Source organism: Chryseobacterium sp. FP211-J200, from assembly GCF_001643375.1.
GTDB lineage: Bacteria > Bacteroidota > Bacteroidia > Flavobacteriales > Weeksellaceae > Epilithonimonas > Epilithonimonas ginsengisoli.
This window is the reverse complement of sequence record NZ_LSHB01000056.1, coordinates 84,770-104,707: the sequence shown is the minus strand read 5'-3', so window position 1 is coordinate 104,707 and position 19,938 is coordinate 84,770. Positions and strand designations below refer to the sequence as shown.

Here is a 19,938-nt window from a genome sequence, read left to right as displayed (position 1 = left end):
ATTCAAAAGACAATCAACCAACGACCAAAATGCTTCCACTCAAACTTACCATAGAAGGACTTTATTCCTATCAAACCAGACAAACGATTGACTTTTCTGAACTGACTCAAGCTGGTTTGTTCGGGATTTTTGGGGCAGTCGGTTCGGGAAAATCTTCAATTTTGGAGGCTGTCAGTTTTTCACTTTATGGTGAAACTGAAAGGATGAACAGCAAGGACAGTCGCGCTTACAATATGATGAATCTCCGTAGCAATCGGTCTTTCATCGAGTTTGATTTTCAGAATTATGAAAACAGAACGTTTCGCACAGTCCGAGAATTCAGAAGAAATGCGAAACGTTTTGATGATGTCAAAGTTTACAACACTTGTTTTTACGAAGAAAAAAATGGCGAGTGGATTCCACTGGAACATACGAATGCTTCTCAAATTCTGGGTTTGAGTTATGAGAATTTCAAGCGAACGATTATCATTCCACAAGGTCAGTTCAAGGAGTTTCTGGAATTGGGCGCAAGAGACCGAACGCAAATGATGAAGGAAATCTTCGGACTTCATAAATACGATTTGCAGGATAAAGTTTCAACAAAAGTTTCCGAAACCAAATATGACCTGGCAGAACTCGAAGGAAAATTGGGAACTTTTGAGGAAGTTTCAGGAGAGCTTATCAATCAAAAAAATGAAGAACTGAATCTTTCTAAAATTAATTTTGGTAAAGAAAAAGAAGTTCATAATCAGCTGGAAACCAATTTTCAGAAACTCAAAAACCTCAAAACCGATTTTGATAATCTTAAAATAAAAGAAGCCGAATTCATAATTAAAGAAACAGAAAATGAAAAATTCCAGAAGCTTGAACAGCGATTGGAAGTTTTTGAAACTGCGGAAAGAAACTTCAAATCGTTGTTGACGGAAAGGAAGCGTTTGTCTTCTGAAATCACTCAAAATGTAAAGACTCAGGAATCAACGAAGAGTGAATTTGATGCGCTTTCTGAAACTTTGAATCAATTAAAACAGAACATTTCGGCATTAGAAAATGATTTCGCTCAACTTGAAAACAGCAAACAAAAAGCGGTTGATTTGCTGAATGTTTCTAAGGTTTTGGATTTTAAAACTCAAAAAAATCTCTTGTTGGAAAGAATTGAAAAAGGCGAAAAAACTATTTCAGATTCGAAACAAAAGGAAATTGAGATTCAAAAAACAATAGATGTTGAATCTAAGTCGATTTCGGATTTGAAGTCGAAGAAAACGGATACTAAAATTCTGATGGAAGTTGAAAGCTGGTTTCAAATCAGGCAAAACTACCAAACCGAATTGTCTAATTTTCAAAAAAATATTCTTTCAAAATCTGAAGAAATTGCGAAACAGCAAATCTTACTGAATGAATTTCCAGAAAACTGGAAAGAGGAATTTTCTTCCAGAAATATTGTTTTGAATGAGAAAAAACTGAATCATCAGAATAAGAAAAGTCATTTGGAGTTGGTTCAAAAACTGTCAGAATTTGCTCAGAATATTGAGAACGGAAAACCTTGTCCGCTTTGTGGCTCGCTGGAACATCCGGAGATTTTGGTCTCAGAAAATGTTTCGGAATCAATGAAAAGTTTGAATGGTGAAATTGTTGAAATTGAAAAATCAATTGAGAAAATTAAAACAGACGAAAAACAGATTGAGAAAATTCTGGAGCTGAAACAGCTTTTGGAAAATCAAAAAGTCGAACTGGAAAATCAAAAAGAAGAATCTGATAAAAAACGGAGACTACATTCTGACCAATTCATTTGGAATCAATTTGATAAAGAAGATGAAACTCAATTTTCCACTCAAAAAACCGAAGCTTTTGCCTTGGAACAGAAAATTTCTTCTGCAGAGAAATTGCTTGATGAACATCGGAAAACTTTAGAAAATCAACAAAAAGAAACCAAACGTTTTGAAGAGGCGATCGTTGATTTTAAGAATAAAAAAATCAGTCTGGAAACTTCTATTTCAGATTTAAAGCATAGTTTGAAAGTTCTCGATTTTAAAGATTTTGAATCCGCAAATTCGTCAGAAATCAAGAGTGAATCTGAAAATTTGTCTATCAAAAATAGTTCGGTAGAAAATCAATACAAGCAATTTCAAAAAGATTTGTTGGAAACAACGCCGAAAGTCGCTTCTAAGGAAACGTTGCTTTCTCAAATTTCAAAACAGATTGATGAACTTCAAAAAGCAAAGGGAGAAATTGATGAGAATTTAGAATCAGTTTTATCAAAATCGTCATTCTCAAACCTTGAGGAAATAGAAACTATTTTATCTCAGGATTTGGATATCCAGACGTCGAGGAAGGAAATACAGGATTTTAAAATCAGTTTTAGTACTCTGAAAGAAATCATTAATTCTTTAAAGTTGAAATTGAAAGAGTCCAATTTCGATGAATCGGATTTTGTGGCAAAGGAGAATGATTTTTTGATTTCTCAGGAAAATATTTCTCAATTGCAAAAGCAGTTGACAATTATCGAACAACAACTTTTGGATTTTCAGAAAAGCTTTGAAACCAAGAAAGAATTGATTCTTGAGCAAAATAAATTATTACTAAGAAAAGCGGATCTTGATACACTTTCTAATCTTTTCAAAGGCGCTGGTTTTGTGCAATATGTTTCGTCGATTTATCTGAAACAACTTTGTGATAATGCAAACATTAGATTCCATAGAATGACAAGAAACCAACTCAGTTTGCAAATCAATGACAAGAATGAATTTGAAATCATTGATTATTTGAATGAGGGCAAAACACGAAGTGTAAAGACTTTATCTGGCGGACAGAGTTTCCAGGTTTCTTTGAGTTTGGCGTTGGCTTTGGCGGAAAGTGTACAGTCGCAGGCGAAATCGGAGAGGAACTTTTTCTTTATTGATGAAGGTTTTGGAACACAAGACCCAGAATCTGTGAATTTGGTTTTTGAAACCTTGATGAATCTGCAAAAAGAAAATCGAATCGTCGGCATTATTTCGCACGTCGAAGAATTGAAAGAGAAAATCCCAATGTCGCTGAACATTACTAAAGATGAAGAAACAGGAAGTAAGATTGAAATGATTCTGAGTTAGATCTTCCTATTCCTCGCCAACATCGGAATCGAGATCAAGCCCATTACAAGCATAATTAAGATTTGAAGAGGCAATGTGATGAAAGAGTAGGCGAGTCCCAATTCTCCACCTTCTACAGCGTCTTTCCCCATCGAAATGAATAAGGCTGTGAATCCAAATTTCATTGCCAAATTAAAAGCACCAATTCCGCCACTTGCTGGGATTATCATTCCCAATGTTCCAACGACTAAGATGAAACAGCCGTCTGCCGGTGTAAAATTGGAGGTCTCTGGCAAAGCAAAGCAAACTAGATAAGAAGCGAAGAAATAGCAAATCCAGATTCCCGCTGTGTAAAGGATGAATTTTCCTTTTTGCTCTAAGGTCAAAATAGATTTTAAACCTTCAATAATTCCTTTTCCGAAGTCGATAACTTTATTATAAATAGAAAGTTTTTGTAATGATTTCCTGAAAACGAGCAATAATATTACGATAAAAACTACACAACCTAAGATAATGTAAGTTATGTTTGAATCTGATTTCGGTGTCGTTTGGTTTTTTTGTTGAGTCGCCGCTTTGTAGAAGGCCAAAAGCGCATCATATTTGAAAATCAAAGTTAATAATGCGAAGATCCCCATACAAACCAAATCGACAACTCTTTCCAAAATAATCGTTCCAAATGATTTATCAACCGGAACTTTTTCCACACCATAAAGCGCTGTGGAACGAGCAACTTCACCACTCCTTGGAATGGTTAGATTCATCAAATATCCGAAAGAAAGTGACCAAAGTGAATTGGTATTTGAGATCTTATGACCCATAGGTTCCAACAACAGATTCCAACGGATGGCTCTGAACCAATAAGCTGAAACACCAAAAACTGCCGCGAAAGCGACCCAAAGGTAATTGGCTTTTTGTAAGGAGCCTTTGATTTTGTCAAAGTCCAATCCTCGCAATGCTAACCAAAGGAACAATCCTGCAATAGCAATAGATACCAAAACAGTGATCAGATTCTTAAGCGTTGAGGATTTTTTTTCTTCCAAAAGTAATTATGTAAGAAGATTAGTCGCTTCGTCCGGGAAAACGATTTTTGGCTGGAAATCTTTGGCTTCCTCAGGACTCATCTGTGCATAGGCTATAATGATGATAATATCGCCTTTTTGGACTTTTCTGGCCGCTGGACCGTTAAGACATATTTCGCCGGATTTTCTTTTCCCTTTGATGACGTACGTGTCAAAACGTTCGCCGTTATTCACGTTCACGATATAGACTCGTTCGCCAACAATCAAGCCGGCCGCTTCTATAAGGTCTTCATCAATGGTAATGCTTCCAATATAATCAAGGTCTGATGCCGTGACACGAACCCTGTGGATTTTCGATTTAAAAACTTCGATAAACATAGTTGCAAATTTACGTTAAATAATAAAAGTGGAAAAGAAGATTTTGTGTTTCCTCAAAAAGTGGCATCATTTTTCTATTCAAGCACCATTGTAGATAGTTTTAAAATCAACATTTGTTTTTATGAATTTATGAATATGACAAAATTTTAATAATACTTATTATCATTGTTGATGAATAAAGGTAAATTATTAAAAATCATATTTAATAAATCGAGTGTTTTCGTAAAAATTTGATTTGTCGAAAATGCATCGTTTTAAAAAGAAAGATACGTACTTCACTAAATTTTATAAAAATATTTGCACGATATGAAAATTGTCTTATATTTGCTATAACAACATAACTTTAATTAATAAATATTATGAACAAGTCTGAATTAATCGACGCTATCGCGAAGGATGCAGAAATCACAAAAGCTGCTGCTAAAAAAGCTTTGGAATCTTTTGTTGCTCACGTAACAGAAACACTTAAGAAAAAAGACGGTAAAGTATCTCTAGTAGGTTTCGGTACTTTCTCAGTATCTGAAAGAGCTGCAAGACAAGGTATCAACCCTGCAACTAAAAAACCAATCCAAATTGAAGCAAAAACTGTTGCTAAATTTAAAGCTGGAGCTGATTTGGCTACTGCGGTTGCTGGTCCTGCTACAGGTAAGAAAAAATAATTTTATTTGAGTTTATTCAAATAAAAAACCGTCGCAAGACGGTTTTTTTTGTTTTTATGATCAAGAATTCTCGTCATCCAAGAGATGTCCGAAAAAGTCTTTCTTAGTTTTGAGGTAAGATGCGCTGGACAAGTTTGACTTGATCTGCAAAGGTATTCTAGAATTGAAGTTAATATCGCTATCCTCAATGATTTTAATCTTTTCCGGATTGTTGGTCATCAGATTGAGAGACTTCACCTCTAATTTTTTAAGCATTTCTATCGCAATATCAAAATTACGGTCGTCTGCTGGCAATCCTAGTTCCAGATTGGCTTGAACGGTGTCAAATCCTCTCTCTTGCAAAGCGTAAGCTTTCAACTTATTGATGATTCCTATGTTTCTGCCCTCTTGTCTAAGGTAGATGATTATTCCGCCGTTTTCCTGCATATATTGCATCGCTGTATTCAGTTGCTGTCCACATTCACACTTTTGCGAGTGGAAAACCTCTCCGGTAATACATTCCGAGTGGATTCTTACGTTGACGGGTTTACTAAGGTCTGTATTTTTAGCAATCAGAGCCATATGTGGCATCCAGTCTTTCTCGTTTTCGGAAAAAGCCATCATTCTGAATTCCCCGAAATCTGTGGGAACATTCGATTCTGCTTGTAATTGTAACATTAATTAAATGGAGTAGTAATAATTAGTTGGAAGACATAGAAGTCTCATCTATTTTAGATTGAGAAGCTTCAAGAAGATTGATGTTGGTTTTGATTTTGACCATGTATCTGTTCAAAACCTCGTCATCATCTTTTACCATAAACTTTCTAAGCTTTTGGATCTTTTTGTAATACTTTTCAAAATCCTCCAGTGATCGATGCTTTGAAGATTGGTTAAAATCTCTGACAGCGCCCAAATAATCTGAAAGTGAACCTTTCAAAGAAGAGACCTCTCTGTTCACAGCATCATTCCTGAATTTTGGAAATGTTGCAATCAAATTGGAAATGGACGAAGCATAAACAATAGCTTCTGGAGTAAGATAGGCATAGGTGTCTGAAAGCATGTCAGATTGTACCTGTTCCGACGCTGCGGAATTTGTAGAACAAGATCCTAAAAAGACTGTAATAATTGTTATCGTTAAAAGTTTATGGAAACTTTTCATTTTTTCTGCATTTTTTGATACAGGATCGGATTAAGACTTTCGTCATTATACATCTTCATTTGCTTATAAAGCTTCATCTTAACTTTACCGTTCTCAATATCAGAAAGCAGTTGGTCTATGGCTGTGGAAAGGTCTTTTTTCTGCTCCAAAAGTACATTTAACTTTTGTGAACATTGTAATTTATGTTCTTCAGAAGCATCTGCACGAGAAGCCTCAATAGACATATGATATATTTTCAAAGATAATATCGAAAATCGATCTATACACCAAGCCGGAGTTTCGCTGTTAATTCTTGCATCTGGGTCAGAAGTAATATTTTCGAAGTTTTTATAAAACCAAAAATCGATCTGTTCTACCAGATCTGTCCTTTTTTGGTTGAGTTTATCAATTCTTCTTTTTATTTTTAAAGCTTCTGTAGGGTCGATATCTTCTTCACGAATAATATCTTCCAAATGCCATTGAACGGTATCAATCCAGTTCTTTGAATACAAAATCCATTCCAAACTGTCAGCTTGGAATGGATTGTTTTCTAGTGAATTAACGTCGTCATTAATATGATAATCCTTAACCGATTGGTTAAAGATCTCCCATGATTTTTCTGTTAAACTCATCAATAATTCTTATAGATTTTGATTAGGTTCATTATTGGTGGTAGAATTAGGATCTTTCTTTTTATCCTCTTCTTTTACAGCGTCTTTAAACTCTTTTATACCAGAGCCCAAACCTTTCATCAATTCAGGGATTTTTTTACCTCCGAACAACAAAAGCAATATCAAGGCTACAATTAGGATATGCTGCCAAGAAATACTTAATATAACAGTTGATATTATCATCTTAATTTTTTTACAAAGTTAAATTATTTTTTAATACGAAACCCAACCTAATGGATCAACTGGATTTGTACCACTCCAGATCTGGAAATCCAATGTAATAGATTCATCAAAATCACTGCCAACTTCTCCAATAAGCGTTCCCGCAGAAACTTGCTGGTTGGCTTTTACTAGAGTACTGGCAAGGTTGGAGTAGACTGTAAAGTAGTTTCCGTGCTTCACAACAACCGTTCTGCTACCGTTGATAGCCTGAATACTGGAAACGACACCTGGGAAAACACATCTTGCTTTTGTGCCTTTTGCAACTGATATTTTGATCCCGATATTTTCTTCAACAATATTTTTGAAGACTGGATGTGGCTGTCTTCCAAATCGGTGTGTCACAGTTCCTTTTTCTACAGGGAAACCTATTCTTCCCTTGTTGTCTGCAAAGTTATTTCCAACCGTGGAACCTACGCCATAGCTTTTCATCACCTTTTTTTCTACTTCATCTTTGGCATCATCATTCTTTTTGTTGACGGCTACTTCGTTGGCTTTTGCAGCAGCAGCTCTTTCATTTGCTATTTTAGCTCTGTCCGCAGCTTCCTTGGTAGCTCTTTCTGCAGCTTCTTTTCTTTCGATCGCCTTGTTTGTTTCGGCTAATTTCCTTTCTTCTTCTGCACGTTTTGCGGCTAATTCCGTAGCGCGTTTTGCTTCTAGTTCTGCTCTTTTCCTTTCGGCTTCGGCAGCGGCGATCTTGGCTCTGTTTTCAGCTTCAATCCTGTCTTTTTCTTTTTTGGCAGCAATATCGGCCAGTCTTTTTCTTTCTGCTTCAGCTTTCCTTTCTGCTTCTTCTTTTGCTTTGGCAATTCTGATCTCTTCAGCAATGATATTTCTGATCTGGCGCTCCAATTCCTTGGATTGCGTCTGTTTTTGTCTAAGTTCGGCGGTAAGTTTAACTTCGTTCTTTTTGAAGTCGTCTAATAGTTTTTGCTTCTCTATTCTTTCTGCTTCTATGGTAGCAAGGTCTTTTTTCTGAGATAATAAAAGGTTGTCTTTCTCGGAAACAGATCTTTTCTTGAGCGTAATATTTTTCTTGATTTCATTCGCCTTGTTAGAAATTTCTGCTGCTTTCTTGTCTTGATATTCAGAATATCTTTTCAAATATTCGATTCTATTAAGCGCCTCTCCCATATTTTTGGAAGAGAGAATGAAGGTTACTTTGTTTTGTACACCTTTTGTTTTGTAGGCTTTTACAAGAATTTCAGCGTAGTTTTTTCGGAGAACTTCCAGCTCACGATTGTTTTTGTTGATCTCCAACTGACGTTTATAAATATCATCTTCGATAAATCGTTTCTGCTTCTGAGTATTGCGGTAAACTTTTTCTCGCAGGCTAAGTTTTTGATTTACAGCGTTAAGGTAGGAAATGGAAAGTTTGGATTCTTGCTTGGTTTGATTCAACGTCGCATTGAGAGAAGAAATCTGTTTCTTCAAATCTGCGTTCTGCTTTTGCAAAACCTCTTTGTCTTTTTGTCCAAATGCGCTTCCGAAAAGGATGATACTTATAAAAAAACTTAATTTCTTGATCATTTAATCTCTGTCTTTTTGTAATTGGCAGGAACGGAATAAGTAGTTTCCATCCGGGAAAAATCAAATTTCGTATTTTCTAATAATATTTCGTCTGTTTTATTGGCTTTTATAATTATTTTAACACTTCTAGGAAAGCTCTCGTTGTTGAGGATTTCTCTATTCGAATAAGTGATTTCCAGCTGGTCATTATTCGCTGGATTTGATAATAGAACGTGACTGAGATTGAATTCTGCATCGTAATCCAAAGAGATCTTGTACTCCGTTGTTTTTCCGTTCTCAGTAATTTTTTGATTTTGTTTTGAAGTCAAATTGAAACCAGAAATATTTTGAGTTAGATTATAATCATTTTCAGAAACTGGGATAAAGGTCTTTCCCAAAAGCAAATTCTGCAAAGCATTGTAGTCGATGAAGTTGACATTCAATAATTTATTAAGATAACCAAAATCAGAATCAATGTAAGTTTTGTCCAATTTATAATAACCTTTGATACCTTCTGGAGTCGCAACACCTCTCGCCGCCTGGAGAATGACCGCAGTCAGATTCATCCAAACTTTTTGGCCATTCTCTATGTAGATTACAGCATCTAGAGTTGGAATGAACGAGCCCGTCTTTGCATCGATTTTACTATTGATCTTCACAGCATCGAAAGTTGATTTTTTTTCAATTGCTGAAAAAAAACTGGCGTTGTTGGAGATTGGTTTTGTTGTACTGATAGGAGTTGTGCCCTGGTTTTTCTGAACTTTACAAGAAGTGACAAGTAGAGCTGAAACTATGATGAGAATGTATTTTTGCATAACTTTTTTACGATGAAACTTACAATATTAACGCCAAAAATAAGCTTATATTTTCAAATAAGTATCTAAAAAAAAACTTTGTCAAAGTTCTAGACCTTGACAAAGTTGATATTTTATTAAAATTAAATTTAATCTTTCGAAACGAAATCCAAAACGGAATAATCTCCCAAAGAAATCTCTCTCGCAACACCAAAATACTTGGCAGAGTTCCCGATCATCGAGTTGCTCAAGTTTCCGTGATCGATAATTGTGTTTTCCTGGATCAATGAGTTATCGATATTAGAATTGATGACAACCGTATTGTTCCCAAGAGATACGTTAGGTCCGATTTTAGAATTCAAAATCTTTACATTTTCCCCGATGAAACAAGGTGGAATGATCATGCAGTTTTCGATGTCTGCAGACTCTGGGAAGTTGGCCATATTGGCTCTTTCGTACTGTAGGATCTTACTGTTGGTCTCCACCGTAGCATTTTTGTTGCCACAATCCATCCAGTCATCCACTTTTCCAAGAGAGAATTTGGCGCCTTTTGCTCTCAGGTTTTCTAATGCCGTTGTCAATTGATATTCGCCACCTTCGGTAATATTATTTTCCATAATATAATCGATTTCTGTCATCAATTTCTCAGCAGAATTGAAGTAATAAATTCCGATGATCGCAAGGTCGGAAACAAATTCTTTTGGTTTTTCCACGAAGTCTGTGATAAAACCATAATCGTCCAATTTCACAACACCGAAAGCAGAAGGGTCTTCTACCTTCTTTACCCAGATCACACCGTCAGCATTGGTGTCTAGATGGAAATCTGCACGGAAAAGCGTATCAGCAAAAGCGATGATTACCGGTCCGGTCATACTTTCTTTAGCACAATTAATGGCGTGAGCTGTTCCTAAAGGTTCAGTTTGAGCATAAATGCTTCCTTTTGCACCAAGATTTTCTGCTACTTTTATAAGAGATGCTTCTACCTCTGGACCAAAATCACCGATAATGAAAGCGATCTCCTCTATAGGTTGATTTGCAACTTTTGCAATGTCTTCTACGAGTCTTTGTACAATTGGTTTTCCGCCAATCGGGATCAATGGTTTTGGAACCGTTAATGTATGTGGTCTCAAACGTGAACCACGTCCAGCCATTGGAACTATTATTTTCATAAGTTTGTTGTTAAATTATTGACTATTAGTGAATTAATAGATTCATTTCATTCCGATTTTATTTAAGATTTTTTGAGGAATCAAATTCTCTGTCTTTAGCAAAATGGTTGCCAAAAGTAGAAATATAAGATTTCCCAACCAAATATTTTCTTTTAAATATTGGTAATATGCCAAAGATACAACCATTGTTACGAGAATGATAATTGAATTTTTATAAATATTATAGGGGACTGGATATTTGTATTGTCCCCAAACGTATGATATGACCATCATTGCGAAGTAGCTTGCAATGGTTGCCCAAGTGGATGCCCAATATCCGTATTTAGGAATAAAATAAAAATTAATTATTATGGTTGTCAAAACACCAATGGCTGAGATATAAGCGCCAATAATAGTCTTATCCGTCAATTTATACCAAATTGAAAGATTGAGATAGATTCCTATAAATAAGCTTGCAAAAAATAAGATTGGCAGAATTGATATTCCTTCATAATACTCCGGATTATTGATGTAAACTTTCGCAATCAGATTAAGATTTACAGAAAGGAATAAGACGATGAGACAGTTGATGGCGATGAAAATATCCATCAGTTTGACATACATTTCCTTTGCATTTTTATTCTTTGAATTGCTGAAAAAGAAAGGTTCAATTCCCAAAGAATAAGCTTGACGGAACAAAATAACAAAGGTCACCACTTTTGCGACACCGCCATATACGCCCAATTCGTGTCGTCCGATTTCTTCAGGTAAAAGAAATTTAAGAAACTGTCTGTCAAAAGTTTCATTGATAATCCCGGCTAATCCAGCGATTGTAATTGGCCAGGAATATTTTATCATTTTTTTCCAAAGTTCCCAAGAGAAATGTTTAATCCTCGCGATTAATAATTCTTGATATAACATCAGAAATGTAACAGAACTCGCCACTAAATTAGCGACAAAAACATAACCAATTCCAAATTCAGGACTGTATTTCAAACTGAAAATCCCTTCTGGATATCTTGGAAGAATAATGATAAAAAATACGACTAATAGGAAATTGATAATTCCATTTGTGATTCTGATTCCGGCATATTTTAAAGGTCTTTCATTTTTTCTCAGCATTACGAAAGGCATTGCAGAAAAAGCGTCCAAAGCCAAAGTTACAGTAAGAATTGCCAGTAAATCAACTTGGTCTGGCGTTTTGAAAGCAATTGCTAAAGGCTTTCTGTAAACTAATGTGAAAAATAAATAAACCAAAGTCACAGCCAACACACTGAAAAAAGCAGTCGAAATCAGTTTTCTGTCGTCTTTTTCATCCAATGCAAATCGGAAAAAAGTTGTTTCCATTCCGTGGGTCAAAAGTACGGCGATAACGCCGGCTACGGAATAAAAATCCGCGTAAGGCGAATAGGCAGACGGACCAAAAGTTCTCGTAATAATTGGATTAATTACAAATGGAAACAGCCTGATAATCACAGTTGTTAATCCATAAAGAGCGGTTTGTCCGAGAAGTTTCTTCAATTCAAAAATTTTTGCAAAAATAATCTATTCTGATAAGAATCCGATTTATTTCTTCAGCTTATAATTCATAAAGAAAACCAGTTTTCCACCTTTCATAATATCTTCGTGCTTCAATTTGTAACCGTCAAACGGTTTCCCATTCAGCTCGATTCTTTCGATGTAAACATTCTTTTCTGATTGATTTTCAGCCTCGATTTCAAACGTTTTTCCGTTCTCCAAATTTAATTTTGCGTTAATGATACTCGGGCTTCCAATCCAATATTCATCAGAACCCGGCGAAACCGGATAAAATCCCAAACTGCTGAAAATATACCACGCGCTCATCTGTCCACAATCGTCATTTCCGCCTAATCCGTCTGGCTTTGCTTTGTATTGCATCGTCAGAATTTTTCGGATTTGAGACTGTGTTTTCCAAGGTTGTCCGGCAACATTATATAAGTAAGCCACGTGATGCGCTGGTTCGTTCCCGTGAACATAACCGCCGATAATTCCTTCTCGAGTAATGTCTTCCGTGTCAGCAAAAAACGCGTCAGGCAAATGCATTGAAAATAGTTCATCAAGATTTCCTCCGAATTTCTTTTTTCCACCCATAACTTTCATTAATTCCTCAGGATTATGCGGAACGAAGAAACTGTAATTCCAGGAATTCCCTTCGATAAAGCCTTGCCCGTGCGTGCTCATCAAATCAAATTCCTTTTTAAAACTTCCGTCAGACAATCTTGGTCTCATAAAACCAATCGATTTGTCGAAGACATTTTTCCAGTTTTCGGAACGTTTCAGATATTCATTGTAGATGTCAGTTTTTCCTAATTTCTTGGCTATTTGAGCAATCGCCCAATCGTCATACGCGTATTCCACGGTGTTGGAAACCGATGTTCCAATTTTCTCCGCAGAGATATAACCTTTGTCAATATATTCGCCGATGCCTTCGTAATTTCTTTTGTTGGAAGTGGCGATACAAGCCTTCAAAGCTTCCTCTGGATTTCCGGTGTAAGTACCTTTGATAATCGCATCAGCAATCAGGGAAACCGAATGATAACCGCTCATGCACCAATTTTCATTGGCATAATGTGACCAAACCGGCAACATTTTCAAACTGAATTGGTCATAATGCGCCATCATCGATTTTATCATATCATCATTCCGTTTTGGCTGAATGATGTTGAAAAACGGATGCAAAGCGCGATAAGTGTCCCAAAGCGAAAACGTCGTGTAATTAGTAAAACCTTTCGCCTGATGTACATTTTGGTCAAGACCTTTGTACTCGCCGTTCGCATCCATATAGGTTGTTGGATTGATGAATGTGTGGTACATCGCCGTGTAAAAATTCACTTTGTCATCTTCGGAAAGTGTGTTGACAACGATTTTATTAAGTTCTTTATTCCAAACGTTTTGAGCTTGTGATTTTATCTTTTCGAAGTTCCAATCCGGCGTTTCCGTGGTTAAATTTTCCAAAGCATTGGCTTGACTGACTGGCGAAATCGCAAATTTGATTTGAACTTTTTCATTTTCCTGAGTATCAAAATCAAAATGCATTCTGATTTTTTTGCCTGCAATCTCGGGGAAATTATCGTCCTGATTCCATTTTCTCCAGAAACCTCGGTAGGCTTGTTTAGTGTCAAAATTTTTCTGCCCGTAAGATTTGAAAGGCTTGGAAAATTCCATTGCGAAATAGACCGTTCTTGTTCTCGCCCAACCGTTGGTTTGTCGGTAACCTGTGATTCTGTGGTCATTTTCAATCCTAACGTAAGTCCATACATTTTTGTCATCATAATTGTAAATTCCCGCCATCAAATCCAGAATAATATGCGCATCATCAGATTTCGGAAATGTATATTGATGAACGCCAACTCTTGTTGTAGCCGTCATTTCAGCCAGAATATTATAATCGTCAAGTTTCACTTTGTAATAGCCGGCTTCCGCCTTTTCGTTTTGGTGAGAAAATCTGGAACGGAATCCACTTCCTGGTTTTTGTGCAGTTCCTGGATTTAATTTTAATTTTCCAACCGTTGGCATAATCAAGAAATCTCCCAAATCCGAATGTCCCGTTCCGCTGAAATGCGTATGCGAAAATCCGACAATCGTTTTGTCTTCATAACGGTAGCCAGCACAATATTTGTAAACATCAGGATTGTATTTTCCATTGACTTCATATGAAAGCGAATCGGTTTCCGGACTGAGTTGAACCGCGCCAAAAGGAACTGTTGCGCCTGGAAAAGTATGTCCCATTTTTTCGGTGCCAATGATGGGATTCACGAATTTTGAGAGGTTTTCTAATTTTTGGGAACTGAATAATGAAGCGAATAAAACGGGTAGGACTAAAATGTATTTTCTCGGAGACATTCTTTGGAATTTTGAAGCAATTTACTGAAATAATATTTTAATGACTTAATAATTCAAAAACTTGAGTAATCGTTTTCAAAAACTTAATTTTGCTTAAAATGAAATTTTTAGATTGAAGTCTAACTTCTAATATCTAACTTCTAATATCTAATTAAAAATGAAAATTCTAATAAAAAACGCCCAAATCGTCAACGAAAATCTGGTCTTCGAAAGTGATATTCTGATTGAAGATGATTTGATTTCCAAGATTGCAAAAAATATCTCTGAAGAAAATGTTGACCAAATTATTGATGCTTCCGGAAAATATCTGTTACCAGGAATTATTGATGACCAAGTGCATTTCCGTGAGCCAGGTTTGACGCAAAAAGGCGACATAGAAACCGAATCAAAAGCAGCAATTGCCGGCGGAATCACAAGTTTTATTGACCAGCCTAATACCGTTCCTAATGCTGTAACTCAGGAATTGTTGGCAGATAAATACGAAATCGGTTCTCAAAAAGCTTACGCCAATTACGGTTTTATGATGGGCGGAACCAATGATAATCTTGAAGAAATCCTCAAAACAAATCCAAGAAATGTTCCCGGAATCAAATTATTTCTCGGTTCATCCACAGGAAATATGCTGGTTGACAATCCTGAAACGCTGGAAAATATTTTCAGCAACACCAAAATGCTGATTGCCGTTCATTGCGAAGATGAAGCGACGATTAGAGAAAATACGGAAAAGTACAAAGCGGAATACGGCGACGACATTCCTGTGAAATTTCATCACTTGATCAGAAGTGAGGAAGCTTGTTATAAATCATCTTCAAAAGCAATTGAATTAGCACAAAAAACTGGCGCAAGACTTCACATTTTCCATTTGTCAACGGCTATTGAAACTGACCTTTTTAGAAATGATATTCCCTTAAAAGATAAAAAAATAACGGCAGAAGTTTGTGTTCACCATTTGACTTTCACCAATGAAGATTACGAAACGAAAGGAAACCTTATCAAATGGAATCCGGCGGTCAAAACTTTGAAAGATAAAGACGGACTTTGGGAAGCCTTGCTCGATGACAGAATCGATGTGATTGCCACCGACCATGCGCCACACACTTGGGAAGAAAAACAGAACGTCTATACAAAATGTCCTTCGGGAGCGCCTTTGGTTCAGCATTCTTTGGTTGTGATGCTGGAGAATTTCCGAAATGGAAAAATTACTTTAGAGAAAATTGTGGAGAAAATGTGTCATAATCCTGCGATTCTTTTCCGGGTAGAGAAAAGAGGTTTTGTGAGAGAAGGGTATAAAGCCGATCTTGTTTTGGTAGATTTAGAAGAAAACTGGACGGTTGCAAAAGATAATCTCCTTTACAAGTGCGGTTGGAGCCCATTGGAAGGAACCGAGTTTCATTCTAAAGTGACGCATACTTTTGTCAACGGAAATCTGGTTTACGACAACGGAAAAATTAATGAAGAAAAATTCGGGGAGCGATTGCTTTTTGAAGTTCAGGAATAAATGAAACGACTGCTAAATTTGCAGTCGTTTTTTGTTTTAATTAAAAGACTTCCTAAATTCCAAAGGCGAAATATCCGTCTTGGCTTTAAATAATTTACTGAAAGATTGAGAATGTTCAAACCCTAATTCATAGGCAATTTCACTTATTGAAAGTTCTGTTGTTGACAGCTTTTCTTTGGCCTTCTCAATAAGTTTTTCGTGAATGTGTTGCTGCGTGGTTTGTCCGGTCAGTTGTTTTAGTAAACTTCCGAGATAATTGGTAGAAATATTCAATTGTTCGGCAATGTAATTGGCTGTTGGTAAGCCTTTATCAATCATATTATCATTAAAATAATCTTCCAAAACCGTTTCTAATTTATCCAAAACCTGATGATTGGTCTTTTTTCTGGTAATGAATTGTCTTTGATAAAATCTTTCGCAATAAGTTAAAATAACTTCAATCTGAGAAATGATGATATTCTGAGTAAACTGGTCAATTCCCGACTGATATTCTTTTTCGATGCCTTTAAAAAGTCCAATTAAAGTCTCTTCTTCCTTTTCAGAAAGGAACAAGGCTTCATTCACATCATAGCCGAAAAATTTATAATTATTAATCGTTTTTGCCAAAGGCGTGTTCCAAATAAAGTCAGGATGAAAAGCCAAAAGATAACCTGAAGGTTTTGTCTCATATTTGCTGATAACCATTTTCACGACCTGTCTCGGCGCAATAAAACACATCAGACCTTCATCAAAATCGTATTGACTCTGTCCATAATGAAACTTCCCCTGAATATCTCTTTTGAAACCCATAAAATACAAATCCTGAACCCAGCTGATTTCGGATTCCTCAATTTGATACTCGACCAAACTGTAATCTACCAAACTGATGAGCGGATGCTGAGGTTTTGGCAATCCTGAAATTCTGTGAAATTCAGAAATGGTATCGATGGTGTATAATTTTCTGTTGGTCATAACTTTAAAATTATAGGCAACAGCAAGAAACTGTTGCCTTTACAAATTTAATAATCTGTAGATGTACTTAGTGTTTTAAACTCAGAAAATTCGTTTTGAAGTGCATTTAATTTGTTTCCTGCAATGCCAAATGCATCAGAACCTAAAACCAAATGCACAGCCGGATTTTCTAATGCTACCAATTCCATCAATGCCACAGCTGCTTTTTCAGGGTCGCCCGGCTGATTTCCATTGATGTCTTTTTCGTGTGCCGTCTGAAGTTGTCTTGCTACAGTGTATTCTTCGATTTCAGTTTTCGGAGTTCTGAGTGAACCACCCTTTAAGAAATCTGTTCTGAAATATCCCGGATAAACGACGGTCGCATTTACTCCAAATTCTTTTACTTCCGCAGCCAAAGCTTCTGTAAAACCTACCACTGCAAATTTTGTTGCGCAATAGATTCCCCAACCTGCAAATTCTCCCGTTAATCCGCCGATTGAAGCGATGTTGATGATGAAACCGCTTTTTTGTTCTCTTAAATAAGGCATTGTTTTTCTAATAATATTCAGAGAACCGAAAACATTGGTATCAAAATTCTGACGACTTTCCAAATCCGATATTTCTTCCAAAGTCCCCAATTGTCCGTACCCAGCGTTGTTCACCACAACATCCAATTTTCCGAATTTTTCTATTGATTTTGAAACTGCGTTTTCCACAGAATTTTCGATAATCAAATCAACTTCTAACGGAAGAAATGAATCGTTTTCTTCACTGATGGCTTTCTGAAGTTCAGCAATATTTCTTGAAGTTGCCACTACAGAATGACCTTCTGCCAATAATCTTCTGACTAAAGTTAAACCTAAACCTTTTGAAGCTCCTGTCACGAACCATACTTTTTTTTTGTCCATTTTTGATTGTTTTTAATTGATTAATTTTTACAATGCAAAGTTGGTCAGATTCTAAAAGCTGGATGTAGCTGAATCAATGTTCGTTGTAGCTGAAATACAAATTGATATTACTTAATGAAAAGATCTCCGAAACTCCAAAGGCGACATTTCGGTTTTCTTTTTAAATAATTTATTGAATGATTGTGGATACTGAAAACCTAACTGATAAGCTATTTCCGCTACAGAAAACTCAGTTGTCGATAAGAATTCTTTGCCTTTTTCAATCAGTTTATTCTGGATATGCTGCTGCGTACTTTGACCAGTTAAAGACCGAAGCATATCACTTAAATAATGCGGTGACAGATTGAGTTGGCTTGCAAAATGATCAACAGCGGGAATGCCTTCTTTCAGACTTTCCCCATCATTGAAATAGTCGTTCAGCAGATTTTCCATTTTGATTAAAAGGTCATTGTTTGCCGCTTTTCGAGTGATGAATTGCCTTTCATAAAAACGATTGCAGTAACTTATATTAAATCAATTTGGGCGACAATGATTTCCTGTGTGTGCTTATCAATATGTTGATATTCCTGTTCTATTTTTAGAAATATGTCGAGAATGTTCTTTTCCTCTTTTTCGGAAAGATGCAAGGCTTCATTAGTGGAGTAGGAGAAGAAACCATAGTTTTTGATGCTTGTCGCAACAGAATGTTTGCCCAGAAAATGCGGATTGAAAAGTAAAGCAAATCCAGTTCCTGCACCATTGTTTTCGGAATCGGTATCAGTCAAATCCAAGGTTTGAATTTGTTTCGGCACTGTAAAACTCAGAACGCCTTTATCAAAATCATATAGGTTTTGGCCATATTTCATCTTCGCTTTGACCTCTTTTTTTAAGGAAATGCTATAAAAATCAGTGGAAAATTTCTCTAAAACTGGATCGCTTTGGAACCGAATGTCTTCCAGCTTAATAATGCTTATCATCGGGTGCAAAGGATCTGGCAAAGACAGCAAACGGTGGAATTTTAATGTGGAATTAGTATTATTCATTCGGTTTATTGATACAAATATAAGGAAGGCAAAATTGGTATTGTCCTGCCTTCCTATAATTAGATCATAGGTTTTCTTTAAAGAAAAGAATTAATGCTGACATAGCCTCAGAAGTTGCTTTTGGATGGTCATAGAGGTCATAATGACTTGCGTCTTTCACAACGTGGATGTTTTTACTTTTTGAAGCGGCTTTGTTATAAAGTTCGAATCCATCTCTGTAAGAACCAAAAGCGCCAACTTTGTCCCCAACGATGACCAATAATGGTTGCGTCAGTAGTTGATCAGCTAGATGAAAAGCATCGAAATTGACATTATTCCCAAAACTTGTAAACAGCAATTGATTAGACGACCTCGGATGATTTCCGCGAGGCGTTCTGTAATAATCGATACATTCCAAAAGGTCCAGCTCATCCATCCCTTGTGCCTTGGCTTCTTCCACAGAATTGGGAGTCCAGTTGACAATTATTGGTTCAGCGCCATTTGCTTCCGCTGTGCGCTGTTTTCCGACGGCTTCCAGAATCTGGATTGGATCAAGACTTTCTTTGTAAGCTCTGCAAAAATTGGAGGTCGAAACTGTGGCGACGGCTTTTATTCTGCGTTCCGTCAAAGCTGCATTGGCTGCATAACCTCCACCAGCGCAAATTCCCAGAACTCCTATTTTTTCATTATCGATGAACTTTAAAGTTGTGAGATGATCCACAGCACATTTTATATCTTCGACTCTGGTTGCCGGATCTTCCAGAAATCTTGGTTCACCACCACTTTCTCCTTGAAAAGAAGCATCGAAGGCAAGTGTTATAAATCCTTCTTGTGCTAGTTTTTTAGCATATTCTCCAGCAGTCTGTTCCTTGACGCTGCTTCCCGGGTGCACACAAATGATGGCGCGTTGTTTTAAGTTTTCGTCGAAGTTTTCGGGTAAATTGAGGTACGCTGCAACTTCCCAGTTTTTATTTTTGAATTGAATTGATTTCTGCATTAATTATATTGATTTGAATTAGTAATGCAAAGTTCCTTGATTTAAAGATAGAGTTTGTTTCCAGATCGTGGAGATGTGTTTTCATATTGCGGTTTTATTTCGTGCATAACTTTTGTTAATTTTCAATACAAAATAAAAATCTAATTTTACAACGCACACAATTAATCTTAATTTTAATCTCA

Annotated in this window: 19 protein-coding genes; 3 read left to right on the top strand and 16 right to left on the bottom strand. The window is 36.3% G+C overall.

Going from position 1 to position 19,938, the window contains the following annotated elements; all coding sequences use genetic code 11:
* Positions 1-29 precede the first annotated feature (29 nt).
* Positions 30-3,065, top strand: coding sequence for an AAA family ATPase (locus tag AXA65_RS16050; protein WP_063971079.1), 3,036 nt, complete (start codon positions 30-32; stop codon positions 3,063-3,065).
* On the opposite strand, the gene AXA65_RS16045 is transcribed toward AXA65_RS16050, so the two are convergent.
* Both AXA65_RS16045 and panD read right to left on the bottom strand, forming a co-directional pair.
* Entirely contained in the window at positions 3,062-4,084 is a 1,023-nt protein-coding gene (locus AXA65_RS16045; protein ID WP_063971078.1) for a lysylphosphatidylglycerol synthase transmembrane domain-containing protein, read from the bottom strand. The genes AXA65_RS16050 and AXA65_RS16045 overlap by 4 nt on opposite strands.
* Positions 4,085-4,090: 6 nt before the next feature.
* A complete protein-coding gene (gene panD / locus AXA65_RS16040; RefSeq protein WP_034970107.1) occupies positions 4,091-4,441 on the bottom strand; it encodes an aspartate 1-decarboxylase in 351 nt (116 codons plus the stop codon).
* Positions 4,442-4,800: 359 nt separating this feature from the next.
* Between panD and AXA65_RS16035 the strand changes: the two genes are divergently transcribed.
* Entirely contained in the window at positions 4,801-5,100 is a 300-nt protein-coding gene (locus AXA65_RS16035) for an HU family DNA-binding protein (protein WP_063971077.1), read from the top strand.
* Positions 5,101-5,160: 60 nt separating this feature from the next.
* Here the strand turns inward: AXA65_RS16035 and ribA are convergent, their stop codons facing one another.
* From ribA to AXA65_RS15990, 9 genes are all read right to left on the bottom strand, one after another.
* Entirely contained in the window at positions 5,161-5,757 is a 597-nt protein-coding gene (gene ribA, locus AXA65_RS16030; RefSeq protein WP_063971076.1) for a GTP cyclohydrolase II, read from the bottom strand.
* 22 nt (positions 5,758-5,779) lie between these two features.
* Positions 5,780-6,238 carry a hypothetical protein gene (locus tag AXA65_RS16025; RefSeq protein ID WP_063971075.1) on the bottom strand — a complete coding sequence of 153 codons (459 nt, stop codon included), beginning with the start codon at positions 6,236-6,238 and terminating at the stop codon, positions 5,780-5,782.
* The gene (locus AXA65_RS16020; RefSeq protein ID WP_063971074.1) at positions 6,235-6,849 is read right to left on the bottom strand and encodes a DUF4254 domain-containing protein; all 615 of its coding nucleotides are present in this window, start codon (positions 6,847-6,849) and stop codon (positions 6,235-6,237) included. Before AXA65_RS16020 ends, AXA65_RS16025 begins: the two co-directional genes overlap by 4 nt.
* A gap of 9 nt (positions 6,850-6,858) precedes the next feature.
* Positions 6,859-7,071, bottom strand: coding sequence for a twin-arginine translocase TatA/TatE family subunit (locus tag AXA65_RS16015; RefSeq protein WP_063971073.1), 213 nt, complete (start codon positions 7,069-7,071; stop codon positions 6,859-6,861).
* Between the two features lie 30 nt (positions 7,072-7,101).
* Complete coding sequence (locus tag AXA65_RS16010) at positions 7,102-8,637, bottom strand: murein hydrolase activator EnvC family protein (RefSeq protein ID WP_063971072.1); 1,536 nt, start codon at positions 8,635-8,637, stop codon at positions 7,102-7,104.
* Positions 8,634-9,431 (bottom strand): DUF4292 domain-containing protein, encoded by a 798-nt coding sequence (locus AXA65_RS16005; RefSeq protein WP_063971071.1) that lies wholly within the window; start codon positions 9,429-9,431, stop codon positions 8,634-8,636. The genes AXA65_RS16010 and AXA65_RS16005 overlap by 4 nt, the downstream gene beginning before the upstream one ends.
* 128 nt (positions 9,432-9,559) lie before the next feature.
* Positions 9,560-10,579: a sugar phosphate nucleotidyltransferase gene (locus AXA65_RS16000; protein WP_063971070.1), complete on the bottom strand. Its 1,020-nt coding sequence runs from the start codon at positions 10,577-10,579 to the stop codon at positions 9,560-9,562.
* Between the two features lie 42 nt (positions 10,580-10,621).
* The gene (locus AXA65_RS15995; protein ID WP_063971069.1) at positions 10,622-12,079 is read right to left on the bottom strand and encodes a lipopolysaccharide biosynthesis protein; all 1,458 of its coding nucleotides are present in this window, start codon (positions 12,077-12,079) and stop codon (positions 10,622-10,624) included.
* Positions 12,080-12,124: 45 nt separating this feature from the next.
* The gene (locus AXA65_RS15990; protein ID WP_086048234.1) at positions 12,125-14,422 is read right to left on the bottom strand and encodes a GH92 family glycosyl hydrolase; all 2,298 of its coding nucleotides are present in this window, start codon (positions 14,420-14,422) and stop codon (positions 12,125-12,127) included.
* A gap of 157 nt (positions 14,423-14,579) precedes the next feature.
* Here AXA65_RS15990 and AXA65_RS15985 point away from each other — a divergent pair, with 157 nt between their 5' ends.
* Entirely contained in the window at positions 14,580-15,920 is a 1,341-nt protein-coding gene (locus AXA65_RS15985; RefSeq protein ID WP_063971068.1) for a dihydroorotase, read from the top strand.
* A 36-nt stretch (positions 15,921-15,956) separates the two neighbouring features.
* Here AXA65_RS15985 and AXA65_RS15980 read toward each other — a convergent pair whose 3' ends face one another.
* From AXA65_RS15980 to AXA65_RS15965, 5 genes are all read right to left on the bottom strand, one after another.
* On the bottom strand, positions 15,957-16,871 hold the full coding sequence (locus AXA65_RS15980) for a helix-turn-helix domain-containing protein (protein ID WP_063971067.1): 915 nt from the start codon (positions 16,869-16,871) through the stop codon (positions 15,957-15,959).
* Between the two features lie 47 nt (positions 16,872-16,918).
* Positions 16,919-17,758, bottom strand: coding sequence for an SDR family NAD(P)-dependent oxidoreductase (locus tag AXA65_RS15975; protein ID WP_063971066.1), 840 nt, complete (start codon positions 17,756-17,758; stop codon positions 16,919-16,921).
* Between the two features lie 111 nt (positions 17,759-17,869).
* Positions 17,870-18,190, bottom strand: a complete 321-nt coding sequence (locus tag AXA65_RS20500) for a helix-turn-helix transcriptional regulator (RefSeq protein WP_317040362.1) — start codon at positions 18,188-18,190, stop codon at positions 17,870-17,872.
* 71 nt (positions 18,191-18,261) lie between these two features.
* Entirely contained in the window at positions 18,262-18,780 is a 519-nt protein-coding gene (locus tag AXA65_RS20495) for a hypothetical protein (RefSeq protein ID WP_317040361.1), read from the bottom strand.
* 64 nt (positions 18,781-18,844) lie between these two features.
* Entirely contained in the window at positions 18,845-19,756 is a 912-nt protein-coding gene (locus tag AXA65_RS15965) for an alpha/beta hydrolase (protein ID WP_063971065.1), read from the bottom strand.
* Between the last annotated feature and the right edge of the window lie 182 nt (positions 19,757-19,938).

What these genes read in the sequence shown, in the direction of transcription:
- AXA65_RS20500 (WP_317040362.1), bottom strand. Translation starts at nt 18,190, where the DNA reads ATGGAAAATCTGCTGAACGACTATTTCAATGATGGGGAAAGTCTGAAA.
- ribA (WP_063971076.1), bottom strand. Translation starts at nt 5,757, where the DNA reads ATGTTACAATTACAAGCAGAATCGAATGTTCCCACAGATTTCGGGGAA.
- AXA65_RS16005 (WP_063971071.1), bottom strand. Translation starts at nt 9,431, where the DNA reads ATGCAAAAATACATTCTCATCATAGTTTCAGCTCTACTTGTCACTTCT.
- AXA65_RS15980 (WP_063971067.1), bottom strand. Translation starts at nt 16,871, where the DNA reads ATGACCAACAGAAAATTATACACCATCGATACCATTTCTGAATTTCAC.
- AXA65_RS16000 (WP_063971070.1), bottom strand. Translation starts at nt 10,579, where the DNA reads ATGAAAATAATAGTTCCAATGGCTGGACGTGGTTCACGTTTGAGACCA.
- AXA65_RS16025 (WP_063971075.1), bottom strand. Translation starts at nt 6,238, where the DNA reads ATGAAAAGTTTCCATAAACTTTTAACGATAACAATTATTACAGTCTTT.
- AXA65_RS16050 (WP_063971079.1), top strand. Translation starts at nt 30, where the DNA reads ATGCTTCCACTCAAACTTACCATAGAAGGACTTTATTCCTATCAAACC.
- AXA65_RS20495 (WP_317040361.1), bottom strand. Translation starts at nt 18,780, where the DNA reads ATGAATAATACTAATTCCACATTAAAATTCCACCGTTTGCTGTCTTTG.
- AXA65_RS15965 (WP_063971065.1), bottom strand. Translation starts at nt 19,756, where the DNA reads ATGCAGAAATCAATTCAATTCAAAAATAAAAACTGGGAAGTTGCAGCG.
- AXA65_RS16020 (WP_063971074.1), bottom strand. Translation starts at nt 6,849, where the DNA reads ATGAGTTTAACAGAAAAATCATGGGAGATCTTTAACCAATCGGTTAAG.
- AXA65_RS15975 (WP_063971066.1), bottom strand. Translation starts at nt 17,758, where the DNA reads ATGGACAAAAAAAAAGTATGGTTCGTGACAGGAGCTTCAAAAGGTTTA.
- AXA65_RS15990 (WP_086048234.1), bottom strand. Translation starts at nt 14,422, where the DNA reads ATGTCTCCGAGAAAATACATTTTAGTCCTACCCGTTTTATTCGCTTCA.
- AXA65_RS16015 (WP_063971073.1), bottom strand. Translation starts at nt 7,071, where the DNA reads ATGATAATATCAACTGTTATATTAAGTATTTCTTGGCAGCATATCCTA.
- AXA65_RS16010 (WP_063971072.1), bottom strand. Translation starts at nt 8,637, where the DNA reads ATGATCAAGAAATTAAGTTTTTTTATAAGTATCATCCTTTTCGGAAGC.
- panD (WP_034970107.1), bottom strand. Translation starts at nt 4,441, where the DNA reads ATGTTTATCGAAGTTTTTAAATCGAAAATCCACAGGGTTCGTGTCACG.
- AXA65_RS15985 (WP_063971068.1), top strand. Translation starts at nt 14,580, where the DNA reads ATGAAAATTCTAATAAAAAACGCCCAAATCGTCAACGAAAATCTGGTC.
- AXA65_RS16035 (WP_063971077.1), top strand. Translation starts at nt 4,801, where the DNA reads ATGAACAAGTCTGAATTAATCGACGCTATCGCGAAGGATGCAGAAATC.